We start from the raw sequence: 16660 nt of genomic DNA, 5'->3' as shown, positions 1-16660 counted from the left end.
CGTGGAGCGGGCGATGCGGCTCGCGTCCCATGCCGCAGGTCTCGCCGGTCTCGGCCGGCGGGTGGCGGGTTCGGCCGATCCGTTCGGCGCCACCCTTGACCGCGCGGCGGCCGAGGCGATGAAACGCGCGGCGTCCGACCCCGAGGACGCCTCCGGCACCGCCGACGCCTCCGGAGCCGGCCGCCGCCCCGACGGCGACGGGATCGACGTGGCCCAGGAGCTCGCCAGCCACTCGCGCAGGCTCGGCCCGCTGGTCAAACGCCATCTGCTTGAATTCGAGGACGTGCCGGGCAGGCTCACGCTCGGATGGGCGCAGCTCAACGGCTCCGGCCCGTCCTCCTCGTCCGGCGGGGGCTTCTCGCTCGGCGTCTTCGCCGACCGCGACCACTTCTCCCAGATCGCCTACGCCGACGGGCGCGGCCGCGTGTTCGTCGGCCCCGAGATCGGCATGGACGTGCAGAACATGGAGCCGCGTTTCATGTTCACCAAGGAGCCGCGCGGACGCAAGCCGGGCAGCCGGCGCGTCGGCGGCGGCATCGTCGGCCGCGACGACAACGGTCGCATGACCTGGCTCGCCGCATGGAGCCGCACCACGGGCAGTGACGGCCGTGACGGTCGTGACGGGCTCGGCATGCGCGGCGGCCGGTATCGCCTCGAACAGATGCGATACCCCCTGCCGCGCGAGATGCGCGAGGACCTCGAATACCGCGACGCCATCGCCATCGGATTCTTCGCCGCCTACATGCTGCCGCAGATGAGCGGGCTCATGATCGGCTTCGGCGCCGGCAACATCTTCCGCCGGCTCAACCGCGAGGCGCCGATGGGCGCCATCCGTCGTTCCGTGCGCGACATGCTCGCCGTGCGCGCCCACGGCATGCGCGTCTCCGGGCTCGAGGACCACTTCGCCGAACTCATGCACGAGGCCGGCGCCCTCGACGACGCCCCCGGCCTCGAGGCCATCCACGGCGCCGAACCGCTGCACCTGTACACGTCCAGCTACTCCGGCTCCTACTTCTTCAACTGGGATTCGTCGCTCGCGCTCGCCCCGGCGCTGCGTGCGCTCGCCATCGAAGGCAATCTCAACCGCTTCGCGCAGGTGAGCGCTTGGCTGGAACGCAACACCCGCCTCGGCCTCGAACCCACCGAGGAGACGATCACGCGCGCGCAGGCCGCGACCCTCGACCTGAGGCTGCTCAACGATCCCGCGCTGATCGCGCTCGGCGGCGGCGACCCGCAGGACGGCGCCCTGGGCGCGGGCACGCGGGACGACGCCAATTCGATGCTCGTCCTGATCGAGCAGGCCCGCCGCATCGCCCGGGAGATCGGCGAGCGCGCGGGGGAGCGCGAGGGCGCCGACTCCGAATGGACGTATCGCCAGAGCATGGCGTTGCTCGTCAGGAAACTGCGCCTGCCGTACCGTTTCGACGTGGAGATCCGCTCCAACCTCAACGCGGGACGCGTGGCCGTCGGCTTCACCACCGCGGGCGTCTCGATGATGCCGGCCAGTCGCTACGACGAGGCCACGCATCGCTGGGTCACGCTCTCCGAGGGTGAGCGCGCCGAGATGAGCGCCGAGTACAACCTGCGCGTCGGCCTCATCATGGCTGCTCTGAGCTTCGCCGCCTCCGACCGCGTGCACGAGGTGTCGCTGCACGTCGACTCGCTCGGGCTCGAGGAGGCGGTCGCCGAACAGGATTCCGCCATCGAGGAGATGATGAGCGAGGCGCTGAGCGCGTTCGAACGCATGCACACCGGCAACATGGGCGCGGTGCATGGCGGCAAGGCCGAACCGAAGGACGGCGACTTCCACGGCGATCCGACGCGCACGCCCTCTCCGTCGCGTCCGATCGCGGATCGGGGCGACGCCGATCAGCCCGACCGGTCGGATCAGGCGGATCAGGTGGATCAGACGGCTCAGTCGGACGGCAACGGCGGAGACGACGCGCTCGACCGCCGTTTCGAGGATCTGGTCAGGGACGTCGACATCGACATCGACGAGACGGCGTTCGCCGCGCCGGACGACGCCGATGACGCCGGCGACATGGCCGACGACGAGTTCGGCGCGAACGGGCTCATCGCCGGCTCCTCGCTCGGCTCCGGCTCCGGCTCCGATGACGATGACGACGATTCCGGCACGGCGTCGGACGACCCGATGAGCGTGCTCAAGCGCAATCCCACCGTGCGCAACCTCGCGACCGTGACGTTCACGCGCGAGGCGTTCCTGATGCGCGTCGAGCACGATTCGCTCGCGCACCCGATGAGCACGTACCGCATGTTCGACGCCGTGATGGACGTCGACGGCGGCGCGCTCAAGCCGGTCAACGCCGGCTTCGACCTGCGCGACCCCGCGTTCGCCCCGTCCGGCGCCCAGGAGGAGCCGGAGATGTCCGACCGGGTCTTCACCGGCGATGCGGCGCGCGTGCTCGGCACCACGCGGGCGTCCGGCCTGTCGATCCAGCGCGTCGACCTGATGCAGCGCGCCGAGACCGACTTCCACCGTCTCGCCTCCGACGAGTCGATGCCGTCCGTCGCCAAGGCGCAGGAGGCGATGCGCATCGTCGACATGATCGGCGACCCCGAACTCACCGAGCAGGCGCCGGACATCGCCAACGCGCTGATCGACGGACGGGACACGCCATCCGTCACGCTGCGCATGGCCGACGAGCTCGACAGGGACCGGCTCAAGGCCCGCGACCTGCTGTTCAGCGGGCAGGTCGATCAGGCGTTCGAGACCGCCGAGGCGGCTCTGGGGCGCATCGATGCCCTGTACGCGAAGGGCGACGGCGTGCCGCGCTACTTCAACTCGTACGCCGAGCGCGTGATCTACAACCGTCTGTTCGCCACATCCGGCGAGCGCACGGTGCTCATCCCCGACAACCTCTTCTATGCGCACATGGAGCTTGCGGACGTCCTCGCGCAGGTCAAGGGCGCCTCCCACTCCCTCAAGCACCTCAACGCGATGGTGGCGTACGCGCCAGCCTATCCGCTGACGCATCTGAAGCTCGCCGTGCAGCTGGCGCGCAACGAGGATTGGGATTCCGCTCGGGCCGCGTGCCTGAACGCCCTGCGCGTCGCCCTCGACCGCGATGACGCCGCGTTCGCCTACTACCGTCTGGCTTACGCGGAGTGGATGCAGGATCATTTCGACGTGGCCGCCGCCGCGTACATCATGAGCGACCACATCGCCCCCGACCAGATCTCCGCGCTGGAGGGCGAGCTGCAGGAGCTCGTCGCCCGCGCCGACTCGCAGTGCATCCGTGTGCCGGAAAGCGTGGGCGACGCGGCCGCCGTGCTCGCCGCGCACGACCTGCCGGTCTGGCCGCACACCGAGGTCGCGCGCATCGTGGCCGACGCGGCGCGGCTGACGGTCGACGAGGGGATGTTCGTGCCCGCCCGCACGCTCTCCGTGGCCACCGCGCGCATGACAGACGACGACAACAGCGGCATCGACGTGGTTCAGGCCCAGTTCATCCGCTCCCTCAATGGGTGAACATCTTTCCCGTTGCAGCGAATCGTTCTCAATAAGGAACGTGTGAGGCAACCGCACGGGAACGCACAATCGCACATCCCCCCTTAACGGCGGAATACCACCGATTCCAAGCAACCGGATGTGCGCTTGACAGCCCGTCAACCCTCACACTTTCGCTATCGAGAACGGTTCGCTGTAAGGGGGGACTCATCTCATCAGGCAATCGGCCAGCGCCCTGAATTCGGCGCCGATGCCGTCGGCCCTCAGGGCGCCGTCCTCGTCAAGGACCGCGGGACGCCCCGCCTCGCCCGTCTCGCGCAGCTCGGGCTCCAGCGGCAGCTGGGCCATCAGCGGCACGTCATAGCCGAGCGCGTCCGTGAGCTGCCGGGAGACGCGCTCGCCGCCGCCGCGGCCGAAGATGCGCAGTTTCTCGCCCTTGTGCTCGTAGTAGCTCATGTTCTCCACGACGCCACGCACCTTCATCGGCACCTGCAGCGCGACCAGCCCGGAACGGACGGCCACGTCGGAGGCGGATGGCTGCGGGGTCGTCACGACGACGAGTTCCGCGTTGGGCAGCGCCTGCGCGACGGAGATCGCCATGTCGCCGGTGCCTGGGGCGAGGTCCAGCAGCAGCACGTCCGGCTCGCCCCACCACACGTCGGACAGGAACTGTTCGAGCGACCGCTGCAGACGCGGACCGCGCCACAGGATCGCGCGATCGGCGCCGGCGAACATGCCGATCGAGATGAGCTTGACCCCCCACGCGGTGACCGGCATCAGCATGCCGTTGAGGTTCGTGGGCTGCGTGTGCACGCCGAACAGGCGCGGCAGGGAGAAGCCGTAGATGTCCGCGTCGATGGCGGCCGTGTCGTAGCCTAGCGCCGCGAACGTGGCGGCGAGGTTCGCGGTGACGGACGATTTGCCGACGCCGCCCTTGCCGGAGGCGATCGCGAAGATGCGCGTCTTGATGCCGGGCTTGTTGAACGGGTTCTGCTTGCGTTCGGCCTTGAGATCGGCGACGAGGTCGTCGAGCTTGTCGCGGCTCATCGAGCTGACCTCGATATGCGGGACGAGCGTCGCGTTCGGATAGGAGGCGACGGCGCCGTTGATCTGGTTGGTGATGGTTTCCGACAGCGGACAGCCTTCGACGGTGAGCTCGACGTGCACGGTGACGTCGTAGGCCTGCGTCGCCTGAGTCGCCGACTCCGATGACTCGGCCGGAACCGCGTTGATCGCGGCGATCATGCCCAGATCGGTTACGGAGCGGCCGAGCTCGGGGTCGATGACGCGGCTCAGTCGCTCGTAGATGTCCGCTTCGATCCGTCGGGTGTCTGCTGTCATGAATCCTCCTTATTGCCGCGTACCACACTAGCGTGCCAATCGGCGGATTGCCAGACCTTTTTGACCGTCCTATTCGGCGCTCGCCTCGCCGGTCTCCAGCAGCCGGTTGAACCCGTCCTCGTCGAGCATCGGGATGCCGAGCTCTTCGGCCTTGGCGGCCTTGGACCCCGCGTTCGCGCCGACGACGACGTAGTCGGTCTTCTTGCTCACCGAGCCGGCAGCCTTGCCGCCGCGCTCGATGATCGCCTCCTTGGCGGAGTCACGCGAATAGCCCTCCAGCGAGCCGGTGACGACGACGGTCTTGCCGGTGAGCGTCTGCGGCAGCGTGCTTTTCTCGGCCGATGCGACGCCCACGCCGGCGGCCTGCCATGCGCGCAACGTCTCGCCGCGCCAGTCGCCCGGCTCGCGCGCGGCGGCGAACCAGCCGACGACAGATTCGGCGATCTCCGGGCCCACGCCGTCGATCTCGGTCAGCTCCTCGACTCCCGCCTCCGCGATCGCGTCCAGCGATCCCAGCGACGAGGCGATGAGCCTGGCGGTGGGCGGCCCGAGACGCCTGATCGACAGGGCGACGAGCACGCGCCACAGGTCGGCGTGACGCGCCTTGTCGATCTCGTCGAACATCTTGCGCGTGTTCTCGCCCGGACGGATGTAGACCGGCACGTCGGTCTCGCCCGCGCGCGTGCGCTTGTGATCGACGTGCACGATCTCGGCGTCCGCGGGCACGTCATAGTCCGGATAGGCCGGCTGTGCGGCGTCCGCGGCGGCATCCGCATCCCGCGCTTCCAGCTGCTTCGCCGTCAGCTTCCTCGCCGCGGTCGGCGTGGTCCAGAACGCCGGCACCTGATGCCACAGGCCCGACCCGCCGACCCGCCGGCGCGTCTTCTTCTTGCGTCCGTTCGCGTCGACCGTCTCATGCACCTCGATGATCGGCGCCTCTCGCCACACGCGCACGTCCTTCAAGTCGGCGGCGGTCAGGGCGAACAATCCCGCCTCACTGGAGAGCACTGGCACTTGCGGTTCGGGCAGGGCGAGCCCCGGCACCGGTTCGTACGGTTCCGGCTCCTCGCCCGGCGCGACGAGGATCTCGGTGATGTTCGGCGCGAACGTCGCGACCGATCCGGGCCGGTTCTCCTCCGGGTTCGTCAGCGCGATCGCCGACTGGTCGCCCAGATGCTCGATGTCGAACGCCTTGCGCGAGGCGAGCGAGATCACGCGCTCGGTCAGCTGCGCGGGGCAGCTTTCGACGTTCGGGCAGCGGATGTCCTTGTCGCCCTCCTTGGCGGGGGCGAGCTTCGCGCCGCACGATGGACAGTATTCGGGCATGACGAACTCGCGTAGCTCCCTCTCGCGCCCGCGGCGGCGCTCCAGCACCGGGCCGACGAGCTCGGGGATCACGTCGCCCGCCTTGCGCACGACGACCGTGTCGCCGATGAGCACGCCCTTGCGCTTGACTTCGGACGGATTGTGCAGCGTGGTGCGCGCGACCGTCGACCCGGCCACATACACGGGTTTCAGAATCGCGACCGGCGTCACACGGCCGGTTCGGCCGACCTGCACGGTGATGTCGAGCAGTTCGGTGTTGACCTCCTCGGGCGGGTACTTGTAGGCGATCGCCCATCGCGGCGCACGCGAGGTGGCGCCGAGCGTGCGCTGCAGCGCGAGATCGTCGACCTTGACGACGATGCCGTCGAGCGCGTGTTCGATGTCGCCGCGGTGCTCGCCGTAGTAGTCGATCATCTTCAGGATCTCGTCGAACGACTTCACGGTGCGGTTGTGCGGCGAAACCGGCACACCCCATTTCTCGTACAGCGCGTACGCTTCGGACTGGTCGTTGACCTCGTCGTGCGAACCGGGCGCGCGGCCCGCGCCCCAGCGCAGTGTGCCGATGCCGTGCGCGTAGAAGCTCAGTCGCCGCGTGGCGGTGATGCGCGGGTCCTTCTGGCGCAGGGACCCGGCGGCCGCGTTGCGCGGGTTGGCGAACGGCGTGCGGCCGGCGTCCTCCTGCTCGTCGTTGAGCGTGCGGAAGTCGTCCCAGCGCATGAACACCTCGCCGCGGATCTCGACGAATTCGGGAATGTCGTCCTTGTCGCCGCCGAGGTTCGCGGGGATCGAGCCGATCGTGCGCACGTTCAGGGTGATGTCCTCGCCGGTGACGCCGTCGCCGCGCGTGAGTCCCTGCTCGAGCACGCCGTTCCTGTAGATGAGGTTCAGGGCGAGGCCGTCGATCTTGACCTCGCAGCTCATCGGCAGCGCCTTGCCGTCCGGCCAGTCGAGGTCGCGGCGCACCGAATCGTACCAGTCCCTGAGCTCCTCGATCGAGAACACGTCGTCGAGGCTCATCATGCGTGACGGGTGGCGGACGGACGCGAAGTCGTTGGAGAACGTGCCGCCGACGCGATGCGTGGGGCTCTGCGGGTTGTCGAGCGCGGGGAACGCGGCCTCGAGACGCTGCAGGCAGCGCAGTCGCGCGTCGTACGCGGCGTCGGAGGAGACCGGCGCGTCGTCGATGTAGTAGGCGATCTGATCCGACTCGACCCATGCGGCGACGCGAGCCCACAGGCGCTGGGCCGCCTCAGCGCTCAGCGATGCGACGTCGAGCCGGTCGAGTCGCACTGCGTCGGAGTCGGTGGGTTGGAGCGCGGCGATCCATTGCTCGCTGCCGGGCGCGAACCGCGCGATGCCCTCATCGGCGACGATGTCGGGCGACCCATCCGATGCATCGAAGTCCCAAGCGAGCTGTTCGTCTGCCATATTTCCGCCTTTGCCGTACTGCCGTGGTCCCATTGCTCTGTCGATTGTACCCATGGAGCGATCACGGCTTACAGCGAACCGTTCTCGATAACGAAAGTGTGAGGGTTGACGGGCTGTCAATCGCACATCCGGTTGCCTGAAACCAGCGGTATTCCGCCGTTAAGGGGTGATGTGCGATTGTGCGTTCCCGTGCGGTTGCCTCACACGTTCCTTATTGAGAACGATTCGCTGCAACGGGAGTTTGCCACAACTTGCAAAATGCCGCCAGATATCGTTGTCGTGCGACCATGGTCCGCGCCAGAGCCATGAACGATCGACGCGCCTCCGTCGTGCGGAAGTCGTCGGCCGTCACGTACACGATCACCCATCCGCGCACCTGCAATCGGTTCAGCCTCGCCGCATCGGCCATCATCTGATCGGGTTCGGCATGGTGATACCCCTGATATTCGAACGCGACCTTGCAATCGGGATACGCCATGTCCAGCAGCGCGTAGGACCTGTCCAATTCCACCCGGTGATTCGGCGAGGGATTCCCCAGGCCGGCATCCTTCAACGCCTTGAACAGTTGCGTCTCCGGAGGCGAGTCGGTGTTCTCGGTGATATACGGCAATGCGGCGAGACAGTTCTTCCGTCCTCGGAATCGGGGACTGTTCTCGACGTATTCCCGAAGCTCGGCGAGGGTGGCTACCTTGCGCCGTTCATCGCGACTGAGCATCGCCGAGCCGATCGCCGCAAGGTCCTCCACGCCGCAATGACCCGCCATCTGCGCCCAGGTCATCGCCGGCGACGCCACCCAGAACCGCTCATAGTCCTGTTTGCGATAGGATTCCGCCCCGCGAAACACATGGAACGTGACTCCCGCGACCCGCTTGCGCATGGGTGATTCCGGAACCGAGACGTGCACTGTGCCATCCCTGAGATCACAGTCACCCGGAATCGGCGCGCCCCAATACCGCACCGCGTTGAGATACCCGACGTGCAACGGTGCACTCGTGCGCCGGGCCGCCGCATTGCATCGGTCCCGTTCCATCTTCCTGTTCGCCACGATATTGCTTTGCATGAATGAGACCATGCCCCCGACCATACGGGACGATTCTCGGGATGCGGTGCCATCTGCCTTCCCATGTGCATATGGTGCATAACACGGTGGATGAGCCACGGGGAACCGCGGTGAGGCTTTCCGGACGGCGACCTTACAGCGAACCGTTCTCGATAGCGAAAGTGTGAGGGTTGACGGGTTGTCAATCGCACATCCGGTTGTCCGAAATCGGCGGTATTCCGCCGTTAAGGAGCGATGTGCGATTGTGCGTTCCCGTGCGGTTGCCTCACACGTTCCTTATTGAGAACGATTCGCTGCAAGGTAAGCTGGGCTACTTCCCACTCCTCCAGATGTCCGGCTCGACATAGATCTCCCATTCGTACCACGGCATACGGCCGCGGATATTCGATTCGATCTTGTCGACGGTCTGCACGTCATAATCGCGGTCGAGCTTCGAGGTCTCGACCTTCATGCACAGTAGCACCGCGTCCTCGTCCATGTGGATGGCCTGCATGTTGATGAGCCGGTCGACGCCCGGGGTGGATTCGATCGCCTCGACCAGCATCTCGCGCGTACGCGGGTCGATGTCCTCGCCGATCAGGAGCGATCCGGACTTGAACGCGAGGGCCGCCGATCCGCACACCAGCACGAGGCCGACCATCAGGCCGCCGATCGCGTCGTAGAGTTCGTCGCCGGTCGCGATGGACAGGCCGATGCCGAGGCCGGCGAACGTCAGGCCGATCAGGGCGAGCGTGTCCTCCATCATCACGGAGGCGAGTTCGGCCGACTTCGTGCGACGCCAGAACCTGACCAGCGAAGTGCTTTCCACTTTGACGCGCTTCATACGGCCGCGCGCCTCGTGCACGGACGTGTGCAGGCCGTAGCCCTCGAGACAGGCGGAGACGCCGACCACGACGAGCGCGGCGACGAGCTCCATCGGGTTGGCCTCGCGGGGGAGGGTCCCCTCGACCAATCCGGTGAGCTTGCCGGCCGCCTGCGAGACGGCGAACACGCCGCCGACGAAGAACAGCAGCGTCGCGACGATGAAGCTCGCGAGGTATTTGACGCGGTGGAGTCCGAACGGGTGGTCGCCGTCGGTCTGGTGGTCGGACGCCTTGTCGCCGACCATGAGCACGAGTTCGTTCGCGCAGTCGGCCACCGAGTGCACGGATTCGGAGAACATCGACGACGATCCGGTGAACGCGGCGGCGGCGAACTTCGCGATGGCGACGCCGACGTTCGCGGCCAGCGCGGCCTTGACCGCGGCCCCCGTCTTGGCTTTGGCCTTCGTCCTGCCGGTCCTGTCCGGCCTGTCAGACCTGTCAGACCTGTCCGTCTGCATGGTTTCCACAGTGTCCTGCGACATGATTCCCATCTCCCCGATGCGCGGCTGTTCCACGCGCATTCGCAACGTCATTGTAGTGCGCGACACGCGATGGCGCGCATGGGTATCACGCATGCGAAAAACGCCCCGGCCATGGGTATGGTCGGGGCGTTTCCAACGCGAGTCAGGCGACTATCAGATGTGGTAGTACAGCTCGTACTCGAGCGGGGTCGGGGCCAGACGGGCCTGATCGATCTCGTCGCGCTTCAGGTCGATCCAGGTCTCGATCAGATCCGGGGTGAAGACGTTGCCGGCGGTGAGGAAGTCGTTGTCCTCCTCAAGGGCGTTCAGCGCCTCGGCGAGGGAGCTCGGCACCTGCTTGATGCTGGCGTGCTCTTCCGGCGGCAGCTCGTAGAGGTCCTTGTCGACCGGAGCCGGCGGCTCGATGTGGTTCAGGATGCCGTCGAGGCCGGCCATCATCTGGGCGGAGAAGGCCAGGAACGGGTTGCAGGACGGATCCGGGGCGCGGAACTCGATGCGCTTGGAGGCGGGGGAGGTGCCGGCCAGCGGGATGCGGATGGCGGCGGAGCGGTTGCGGGCCGAGTAGACCAGCGAAACCGGGGCCTCGAAGCCCGGGACCAGACGGTGGAAGGAGTTCAGGGACGGGTTGGTGAACGCCACGACCGCGGAGGAGTGCTTGATCAGGCCGCCGATGTACCAGCGGGCGATGTCGGACAGGCCGCCGTAGCCCTGCTCATCGTAGAACAGCGGCTTGCCGTCTTTCCACAGGGACTGGTGGCAGTGCATGCCGGTGCCGTTGTCGCCGGCGATCGGCTTCGGCATGAAGGTCACGGACTTGCCGGCGAGGGCGGCGGTCTCGTGGACGATGTACTTGTACTTCATCAGGTCGTCGCCCGCGTGCTGCAGGGTGTTGAAGCGGTAGTTGATCTCCTGCTGGCCGGCGCCGGCGACCTCGTGGTGGGAGCGCTCGAGCTGCAGGCCGACCTTCTGCAGGTTGGCGACCATGTCGTCGCGCAGATCCTGGTTGTGGTCGATCGGCGGGACCGGGAAGTAGCCGCGCTTGACGCGGTTCTTGAAGCCGATGTTCGGGGTGCCGTCGTCCTCGGTGTCGACGCCGGTGTTCCACGGGGCCTCGATGGAGTCGACCTCGTAGAAGGAGCGCTGCATGGAGTTCTCGTAGCGGACCTTGTCGAAGATGAAGAACTCGGCCTCGGGGGCGAAGGACGCGGTGTCGGCGACGCCGGTGGACTTCAGGTAGGCCTCGGCCTTGCCGGCGACCTGACGCGGGTCGCGGGAGTACGGCTCGTCGGTCAGCGGGTCGACGATGGAGAAGGCCACGTCAAGGGTCTTGTGCTTGCGGAACGGGTCGACGAAGGCGGTGGTCACGTCCGGGACCAGCTTCATGTCGGACTCGTTGATGGCCTGGAAGCCCTGCACGGAGGAACCATCGAACGGCATGCCGTCGGTGAACGCGTTGTCCAGGAATTCGCTGACCGGCACGGTGAAGTGCTGCTGAACGCCGATGAGGTCGGTGAAACGGACGGAGACGTACTCGACGCCTTCCTTGTTGATGAGGGCCTCGACTTCTTCCGGCGTATGGGCGAAGATCTTATTCTCTGCCACGATCGCTCCTTTGGTGAGAACGTTTTGTTGATTGACAACTTACAAGGGTTAAGCATAGGAACCAGCGTTTCGCCCGCTCGAAACTTCGGTTACGAGAATGTTTCGTGAACGGTAACGCGAGGGGGTTGACAGTGTGATTACCGTTGCGGTTCCTAGCTTCGCGTCTGGTCTTGTCCGTTGCCGGGATGCGTGGGCGGCGGGCGTGGACGTCCGCGTTATGGACGACGGGCGTCAAGCTGGCGTCAATGGCGGATCAAGGGCGCATCAAAAAATGGGCCCGGCGATATTCGCCGAACCCATTGCTTGATTCTCTAAGTGACGTTGTCGCGTCGCCAGCCGATCACTTGCCGCGCATCGCGCGACGGCTGACCTTCTGCACGCGGGTCGGATCCACGCCCTTGGGGATGCCGTAGCCGCTCTTCATCTGCAGCGTGCGCAGACGGTCGTTGAGGATGGCCAGCTCCTCTTTGGTGAGCATGAAGCGGCGGCGCGGGTGGATCTTGTCCATGAGCTTGCTCTTGTGCTGGATCGGCACATAGCTCTTCTGACGGGTGACGGTCTTGCGCAGGTCGCTCAGCTTCGTCTGCTCCGGGCCGTTGCCCACGAGGATGCGGTAGACCGGGATCTGCGAGCCCGCGGTCACGCCCTTGATGGAGCGCTCCTCGCGGTCCATCTGTCGTTTGACGCGGCCGTAATCGCCCTCGCCGAGCAGGTAGATGCCGTTGTAGCCGGTGCCGCGCCAGATCGCGTCCTTGGTGCGCGGGTCGACCCACACGGGCTGCTCGGGGAAGTTGAAGCCGGCCTTGTTCATGTTGCTGAGCACGCCGATCGCGGCGCCGGGGCGGCCTTCGAGCTGCCTGTAGCCGACCTTGTCGGCGCGGTTGGTGAGCGTCATCGTGCCGAAGAGCAGACCCAGCATGATGGCGGCGATGATGATGAAGATCCAGTTGAGCCAGTTCCACTGGAAGATCAGGCCGATGATCACGGCTACGACCACCGGGGCGAGGATCGCGCCGGCCAGCAGCCACGGCAGCTGCTTGTCGTCCTTGGACGTGTACTTGTAGATCTGGATGATCTGCTTGATCGTGCTCTGCTTCTTGGGCTTCTTCTCGTCCTTGTCGGCCATGCTCCCTCACTTGCGTCGTAATTCACGCGTATTCACGCATACAGGCCCCATAGTCTACCAGCAGTCGTGCCCGCGGCCGTCACCGCGTGTGCAACGGCCTCCCGTCCGCCTTGAGCAGCGCCTCGCCCAGCGTCTCGCTGAACGTGGGATGCGGGTGGATGAGGCGCGCCGCGTCGCTCAGCGGCACATGGTTGCCGACGAGCTGCTCGGCCTCGGCGATCACGTCGGAGGCGACGGGGGAGACGATGTGCACGCCGATCACCTCGGGGGTGTCCGGGTGGGGCGAATCCGCCCGCTCGCCGCTGACGACCGTCATCGAGCCGCCCATGCCGCTCATGAGCATGCGCGAGTTGCCCATCATCGGGTAGACGGTCTCCTTGACGTTGTTGAACCGCGGATCGTCCATCGCCTCGCGGCCGGTCAGCCCCACGCTCGCCGCCTCCGGATGGGAGAAGACGACCTGCGGCACGCTCGTCTCGTCGACCGGCTTCGGGTCGAGCCCGGCGATCGCCTCGGCCACGGTCACGCCCTGTTCGAAGGCGCGGTGCGCGAGCGCGTGGCCGGCCACGATGTCGCCGACCGCCCACACGTGCGGCGCGCCGGTGCGTCCGAGCGCGTCGCAGACGACGAACCCGTCCGCGTCGGTGGCGACGCCCGCATCGGACAGCCAGCCGGCGTCGGTGTTCGGGTCGCGGCCGATCGCGGCGAGCACGATCTCCGCCTCGACCGCATGCTCCTGACCGCCCGCGCCGGCGGTGTAGTGGACTCTCGCCCCGAGGTTCGCGCCCGTGTCCACATGCGTGACGGCCGTGTTCTTCACGACCTTCACACCCTGACGGATCAGCTCGCGCGTCAGTGTCGTGCCGGCGCGCCGGTCCCAGTGCGACAGCACGCGGTCGCGGCGGATGAGCAGCGTCACGTCCACGCCGGCGGCGTTCCACATCGACGCGAATTCGATCGCGACGGCGCCGGCTCCGATGATGACCGCGGAGGCGGGGAACTCGTCGAGTTCCAGCGCCTGCGTCGAGTCGATCAGCGCGCCGGCGAACGGATTGCCGGGCAGAGGACGTGGCGATGCTCCGAGCGCGAGGACGACGTCCTTCGCCGTGAGTTCGAGCGTCGGCCCCTGCGGTTTCGGGTCGTCGGATTCTACATATTTGAGGACGTCCGACTGACCGGGGGATGCGACAAGCGCGACCGTGCGCGTCGCCGCGGGGGACTGCGCGAGCGATGCGAGAGCGCGGAACACGGTCACGCCCCGATGCGCGAGCAGTGCGGACAGCCCCTGCGTCATCGTCTCGACGACGTGCAGGCGGTAGTCGCGCAACGTGCCGTAGTCGATGCCGTCCACTTGCGCCTGCACGCCCAATTCGGCCGCACGGTGGACGGTGTCGATCGTGTGGGTCGCGGTGATCAGCGCCTTGGATGGGATGCAGCCGCGGTTGAGACAGGTGCCGCCGACGGTGGCGTCACGCTCGACCAGCGCGACCGACCGGCCCAGTTCGGCGGCGCGAAGCGCGGCGGAATAGCCTCCCGGACCCGCGCCGATGATGACGATATCGAATTCTTCAGCCATGCGACCCATCGTAGTCCCGCATGGCTGAAGGAGACATCACTCCGGCCAGTGGCCGCGCTTGTCGTAGCGCGGCTTCGGCAGACGCCAGCGGCGCACCTGGATCGCACGGCTCCACGCGTAGGAACCGGAACGGCTGCCACGGGCGACCGAACGCTCGCCGTACTTGGCGATGAGCTTCTTCTTGAGACCGCGCCACATGATCCACACGTCGATGACGACGGCGAACAGGTAGACGTACATGAGGATCATCATCGCCATCGAGGCGATCGCGCTCTGCCACACGGTGCTCACGATCATCGAGCCGATGAGGATCACGATGGCGACCGGCATGAAGAACTCGCCGATGTTGAAGCGGGCGTCGACGTAGTCGCGGATGTAGACGCGGTAGGGCAGACGCTCCGACTTGGGCATGTGGTTGATGTCGCCCTTCTGCATCGCCTCGTACTCGACGTTCTCACGCTCGCGCAGACGCTCCCTGGCGGCCTTGCCGGCGGCCTTGCGGTCGGTCGGCACCAGCGGCCGGATGCCGGCGGCCTGCGCCTGCTTCATCTTCGGGGTGGGACGTCCCTTCTTGCCGCCTCTGACGGACTTGGACTGGGCGGGGGCCTCTTCGACGGACTCCTGCGCTTCTTCCTTCTTCTTCAACGGGTTCCATGTCATGCTTGCAGGTTACGGTGACGTCTAGACGCGCGTCGGTACGCGCGAACGGCGGTATTTCGCCGGTGAGGGGCATCGCAGGCCGGACGCCGGCGGTCTCGCCGCGGGCCGGGTCAGGCGGCCGGAAGGCAGTCGACGGGCCGATCACAGACAAATATAGGTGGAAACACACAGACACACAGGCAACAGAAGGAGTCACCGATGGCACAGTCCAGCCAGTCCAGCCAGTCCGGCGCCCGGAGCGTCCGGATCGGCGCAGACGAGATCCGCTCCCGCGTGGAGGCGGACTGGAACCGCATCGTCGACGTGCTCAACCGCAAGATCGCGCTCGGCTCGGTGTCCGCCAAGGGCATCACCGGCGAGCACATGAGGCGTTCGGCCGAATTCGTCGCCGAGCAGATGCGCGAGGTCGGCGTCGACGCGAAGGTCTTCCAGTCGGTCAATCCGGACGGCACGCCGGGCGCGTGGGAGGTCATCGGCTCGCGCGTCGTCGACCCGGACGCGCCGACCGTGCTGCTCTACGCGCACCATGACGTGCAGCCCGTGCCGGACCCGTCCGCGTGGGACACCGACCCGTTCGTCGGCACCGAGGTCGACGGCCGTCTCTACGGCCGTGGATCGGCGGATGACGGCGGCGGCATCGCCATCCACTTCGGCGCGCTCAAGGCCCTGGGCGACGATCTCAAGGTCAACGTGAAGATCTTCATCGAAGGCGAGGAGGAGATGGGCTCGCCGAGCTTCATCCCGTTCATCGAGGCCCACCGCGACGAGTTCGCCTCCGACGTGATCATCGTGGCCGACTCCGGCAACTGGTCCGCCGACATCCCGTCCCTGACCACCTCGCTGCGCGGCAACACCTGCGTCGACGTGACCGTGCGCGCCTTGAAGCACCCGGTCCACTCCGGCCAGTACGGCGGCCCGATCCTCGACTCCAACACGCTCGCCGCGATGCTCATCGCATCCCTGTACGACGGCAACGGCGACCTCGCGGTGCCGGGCGTCGCCGCCGAGGAGCCGATCGGCGGCCTCCAGCGCGACCTCGACGAGGCCACCGTGCGCGAGGACGCCGGCATCGTCGACTCCTACACGCTCGCCGGCTCCGGATCGCTCGCCTCGCGGCTGTGGACCAAGCCGAGCCTGACGGTCATCGGCTTCGACGCCCACCCGGTCGACGGCTCGTTCAACGTGATCAGCCCCGAGACCCGCTTCCGCCTGTCCCTGCGCACCGCGCCGAACCAGCGTCCCGAAGAGGCGCAGGACGCGCTCGCCGCCTTCCTCGAGGGCAATCCGCCGTTCGGCGCCGAGGTCGAGGTGATCAGGCTGGAGAACGGCATGGGCTGGGCCATGGACCCGAACGCCGTGGCCACCAAGGACGCGCTCGAGGCGATGGAGGAGGCGTTCGGCGTCGCCCCGATCAACAAGGGCGAGGGCGGGTCCATCCCGTTCATCCCCGAACTGCAGCGGCTCTTCCCGTCCGCGCAGGTGCTCGTCACCGGCCCGGAGGACCCGAAGGCCAACGCGCACAGCCCCAATGAGTCGATCTCCCTGTCGGGTCTCAAGAACAACGTCGTCACCGAGGCGCTGCTGCTCGACAAGCTCGGCGCGTGACACAGGTCACGGAATCGGGTTCCTCGCAACCCCTTGATTTCGTCGGCTACGTCACTTATGGTGGTGCGCTGACACGGGAGCTGCCTAGAGGCGGCTGAGAGGAGACCTCACGGGTCTCGACC

Annotated in this window: 10 protein-coding genes; 2 read left to right on the top strand and 8 right to left on the bottom strand. The window is 67.0% G+C overall.

Annotated features, from left to right (window positions below):
* Positions 1–118: 118 nt before the first annotated feature.
* Positions 119–3490, top strand: a complete 3372-nt coding sequence (locus tag CSQ85_RS03745; protein ID WP_395956290.1) for a tetratricopeptide repeat protein — start codon at positions 119–121, stop codon at positions 3488–3490.
* Between the two features lie 186 nt (positions 3491–3676).
* Here the strand turns inward: CSQ85_RS03745 and CSQ85_RS03740 are convergent, their stop codons facing one another.
* The 8 genes from CSQ85_RS03740 to CSQ85_RS03705 form a co-directional block, all read right to left on the bottom strand.
* Positions 3677–4810 carry an Mrp/NBP35 family ATP-binding protein gene (locus CSQ85_RS03740; protein ID WP_150382899.1) on the bottom strand — a complete coding sequence of 378 codons (1134 nt, stop codon included), beginning with the start codon at positions 4808–4810 and terminating at the stop codon, positions 3677–3679.
* 69 nt (positions 4811–4879) lie between these two features.
* Positions 4880–7564: an NAD-dependent DNA ligase LigA gene (gene ligA, locus CSQ85_RS03735; RefSeq protein ID WP_150382898.1), complete on the bottom strand. Its 2685-nt coding sequence runs from the start codon at positions 7562–7564 to the stop codon at positions 4880–4882.
* Between the two features lie 211 nt (positions 7565–7775).
* Positions 7776–8636: a hypothetical protein gene (locus tag CSQ85_RS03730; protein WP_223846817.1), complete on the bottom strand. Its 861-nt coding sequence runs from the start codon at positions 8634–8636 to the stop codon at positions 7776–7778.
* A gap of 298 nt (positions 8637–8934) precedes the next feature.
* Complete coding sequence (locus CSQ85_RS03725; RefSeq protein ID WP_150383043.1) at positions 8935–9945, bottom strand: cation diffusion facilitator family transporter; 1011 nt, start codon at positions 9943–9945, stop codon at positions 8935–8937.
* 177 nt (positions 9946–10122) lie between these two features.
* Positions 10123–11571, bottom strand: a complete 1449-nt coding sequence (glnA, locus tag CSQ85_RS03720; RefSeq protein ID WP_150382897.1) for a type I glutamate--ammonia ligase — start codon at positions 11569–11571, stop codon at positions 10123–10125.
* Between the two features lie 340 nt (positions 11572–11911).
* A complete protein-coding gene (locus CSQ85_RS03715; RefSeq protein WP_150382896.1) occupies positions 11912–12697 on the bottom strand; it encodes a DUF4191 domain-containing protein in 786 nt (261 codons plus the stop codon).
* A 79-nt stretch (positions 12698–12776) separates the two neighbouring features.
* Positions 12777–14273 (bottom strand): FAD-dependent oxidoreductase, encoded by a 1497-nt coding sequence (locus tag CSQ85_RS03710; protein WP_150382895.1) that lies wholly within the window; start codon positions 14271–14273, stop codon positions 12777–12779.
* 36 nt (positions 14274–14309) lie between these two features.
* The gene (locus CSQ85_RS03705; protein ID WP_150382894.1) at positions 14310–14933 is read right to left on the bottom strand and encodes a DUF3043 domain-containing protein; all 624 of its coding nucleotides are present in this window, start codon (positions 14931–14933) and stop codon (positions 14310–14312) included.
* A 198-nt stretch (positions 14934–15131) separates the two neighbouring features.
* Between CSQ85_RS03705 and CSQ85_RS03700 the strand changes: the two genes are divergently transcribed.
* Complete coding sequence (locus CSQ85_RS03700; RefSeq protein ID WP_150382893.1) at positions 15132–16538, top strand: dipeptidase; 1407 nt, start codon at positions 15132–15134, stop codon at positions 16536–16538.
* Positions 16539–16660 lie beyond the last annotated feature (122 nt).

It is taken from the genome of Bifidobacterium rousetti (genome assembly GCF_008698235.1).
Lineage (GTDB): Bacteria > Actinomycetota > Actinomycetes > Actinomycetales > Bifidobacteriaceae > Bifidobacterium > Bifidobacterium rousetti.
The sequence above is the reverse complement of the archived record's forward strand: the minus strand, read 5'-3'. Positions and strand labels throughout refer to the sequence as shown.

What these genes read in the sequence shown, in the direction of transcription:
- CSQ85_RS03725 (WP_150383043.1), bottom strand. Translation starts at nt 9,945, where the DNA reads ATGCAGACGGACAGGTCTGACAGGTCTGACAGGCCGGACAGGACCGGC.
- CSQ85_RS03745 (WP_395956290.1), top strand. Translation starts at nt 119, where the DNA reads ATGAAACGCGCGGCGTCCGACCCCGAGGACGCCTCCGGCACCGCCGAC.
- CSQ85_RS03730 (WP_223846817.1), bottom strand. Translation starts at nt 8,636, where the DNA reads ATGGTCTCATTCATGCAAAGCAATATCGTGGCGAACAGGAAGATGGAA.
- CSQ85_RS03700 (WP_150382893.1), top strand. Translation starts at nt 15,132, where the DNA reads ATGGCACAGTCCAGCCAGTCCAGCCAGTCCGGCGCCCGGAGCGTCCGG.
- CSQ85_RS03710 (WP_150382895.1), bottom strand. Translation starts at nt 14,273, where the DNA reads ATGGCTGAAGAATTCGATATCGTCATCATCGGCGCGGGTCCGGGAGGC.
- CSQ85_RS03740 (WP_150382899.1), bottom strand. Translation starts at nt 4,810, where the DNA reads ATGACAGCAGACACCCGACGGATCGAAGCGGACATCTACGAGCGACTG.
- CSQ85_RS03715 (WP_150382896.1), bottom strand. Translation starts at nt 12,697, where the DNA reads ATGGCCGACAAGGACGAGAAGAAGCCCAAGAAGCAGAGCACGATCAAG.
- CSQ85_RS03705 (WP_150382894.1), bottom strand. Translation starts at nt 14,933, where the DNA reads ATGACATGGAACCCGTTGAAGAAGAAGGAAGAAGCGCAGGAGTCCGTC.
- ligA (WP_150382898.1), bottom strand. Translation starts at nt 7,564, where the DNA reads ATGGCAGACGAACAGCTCGCTTGGGACTTCGATGCATCGGATGGGTCG.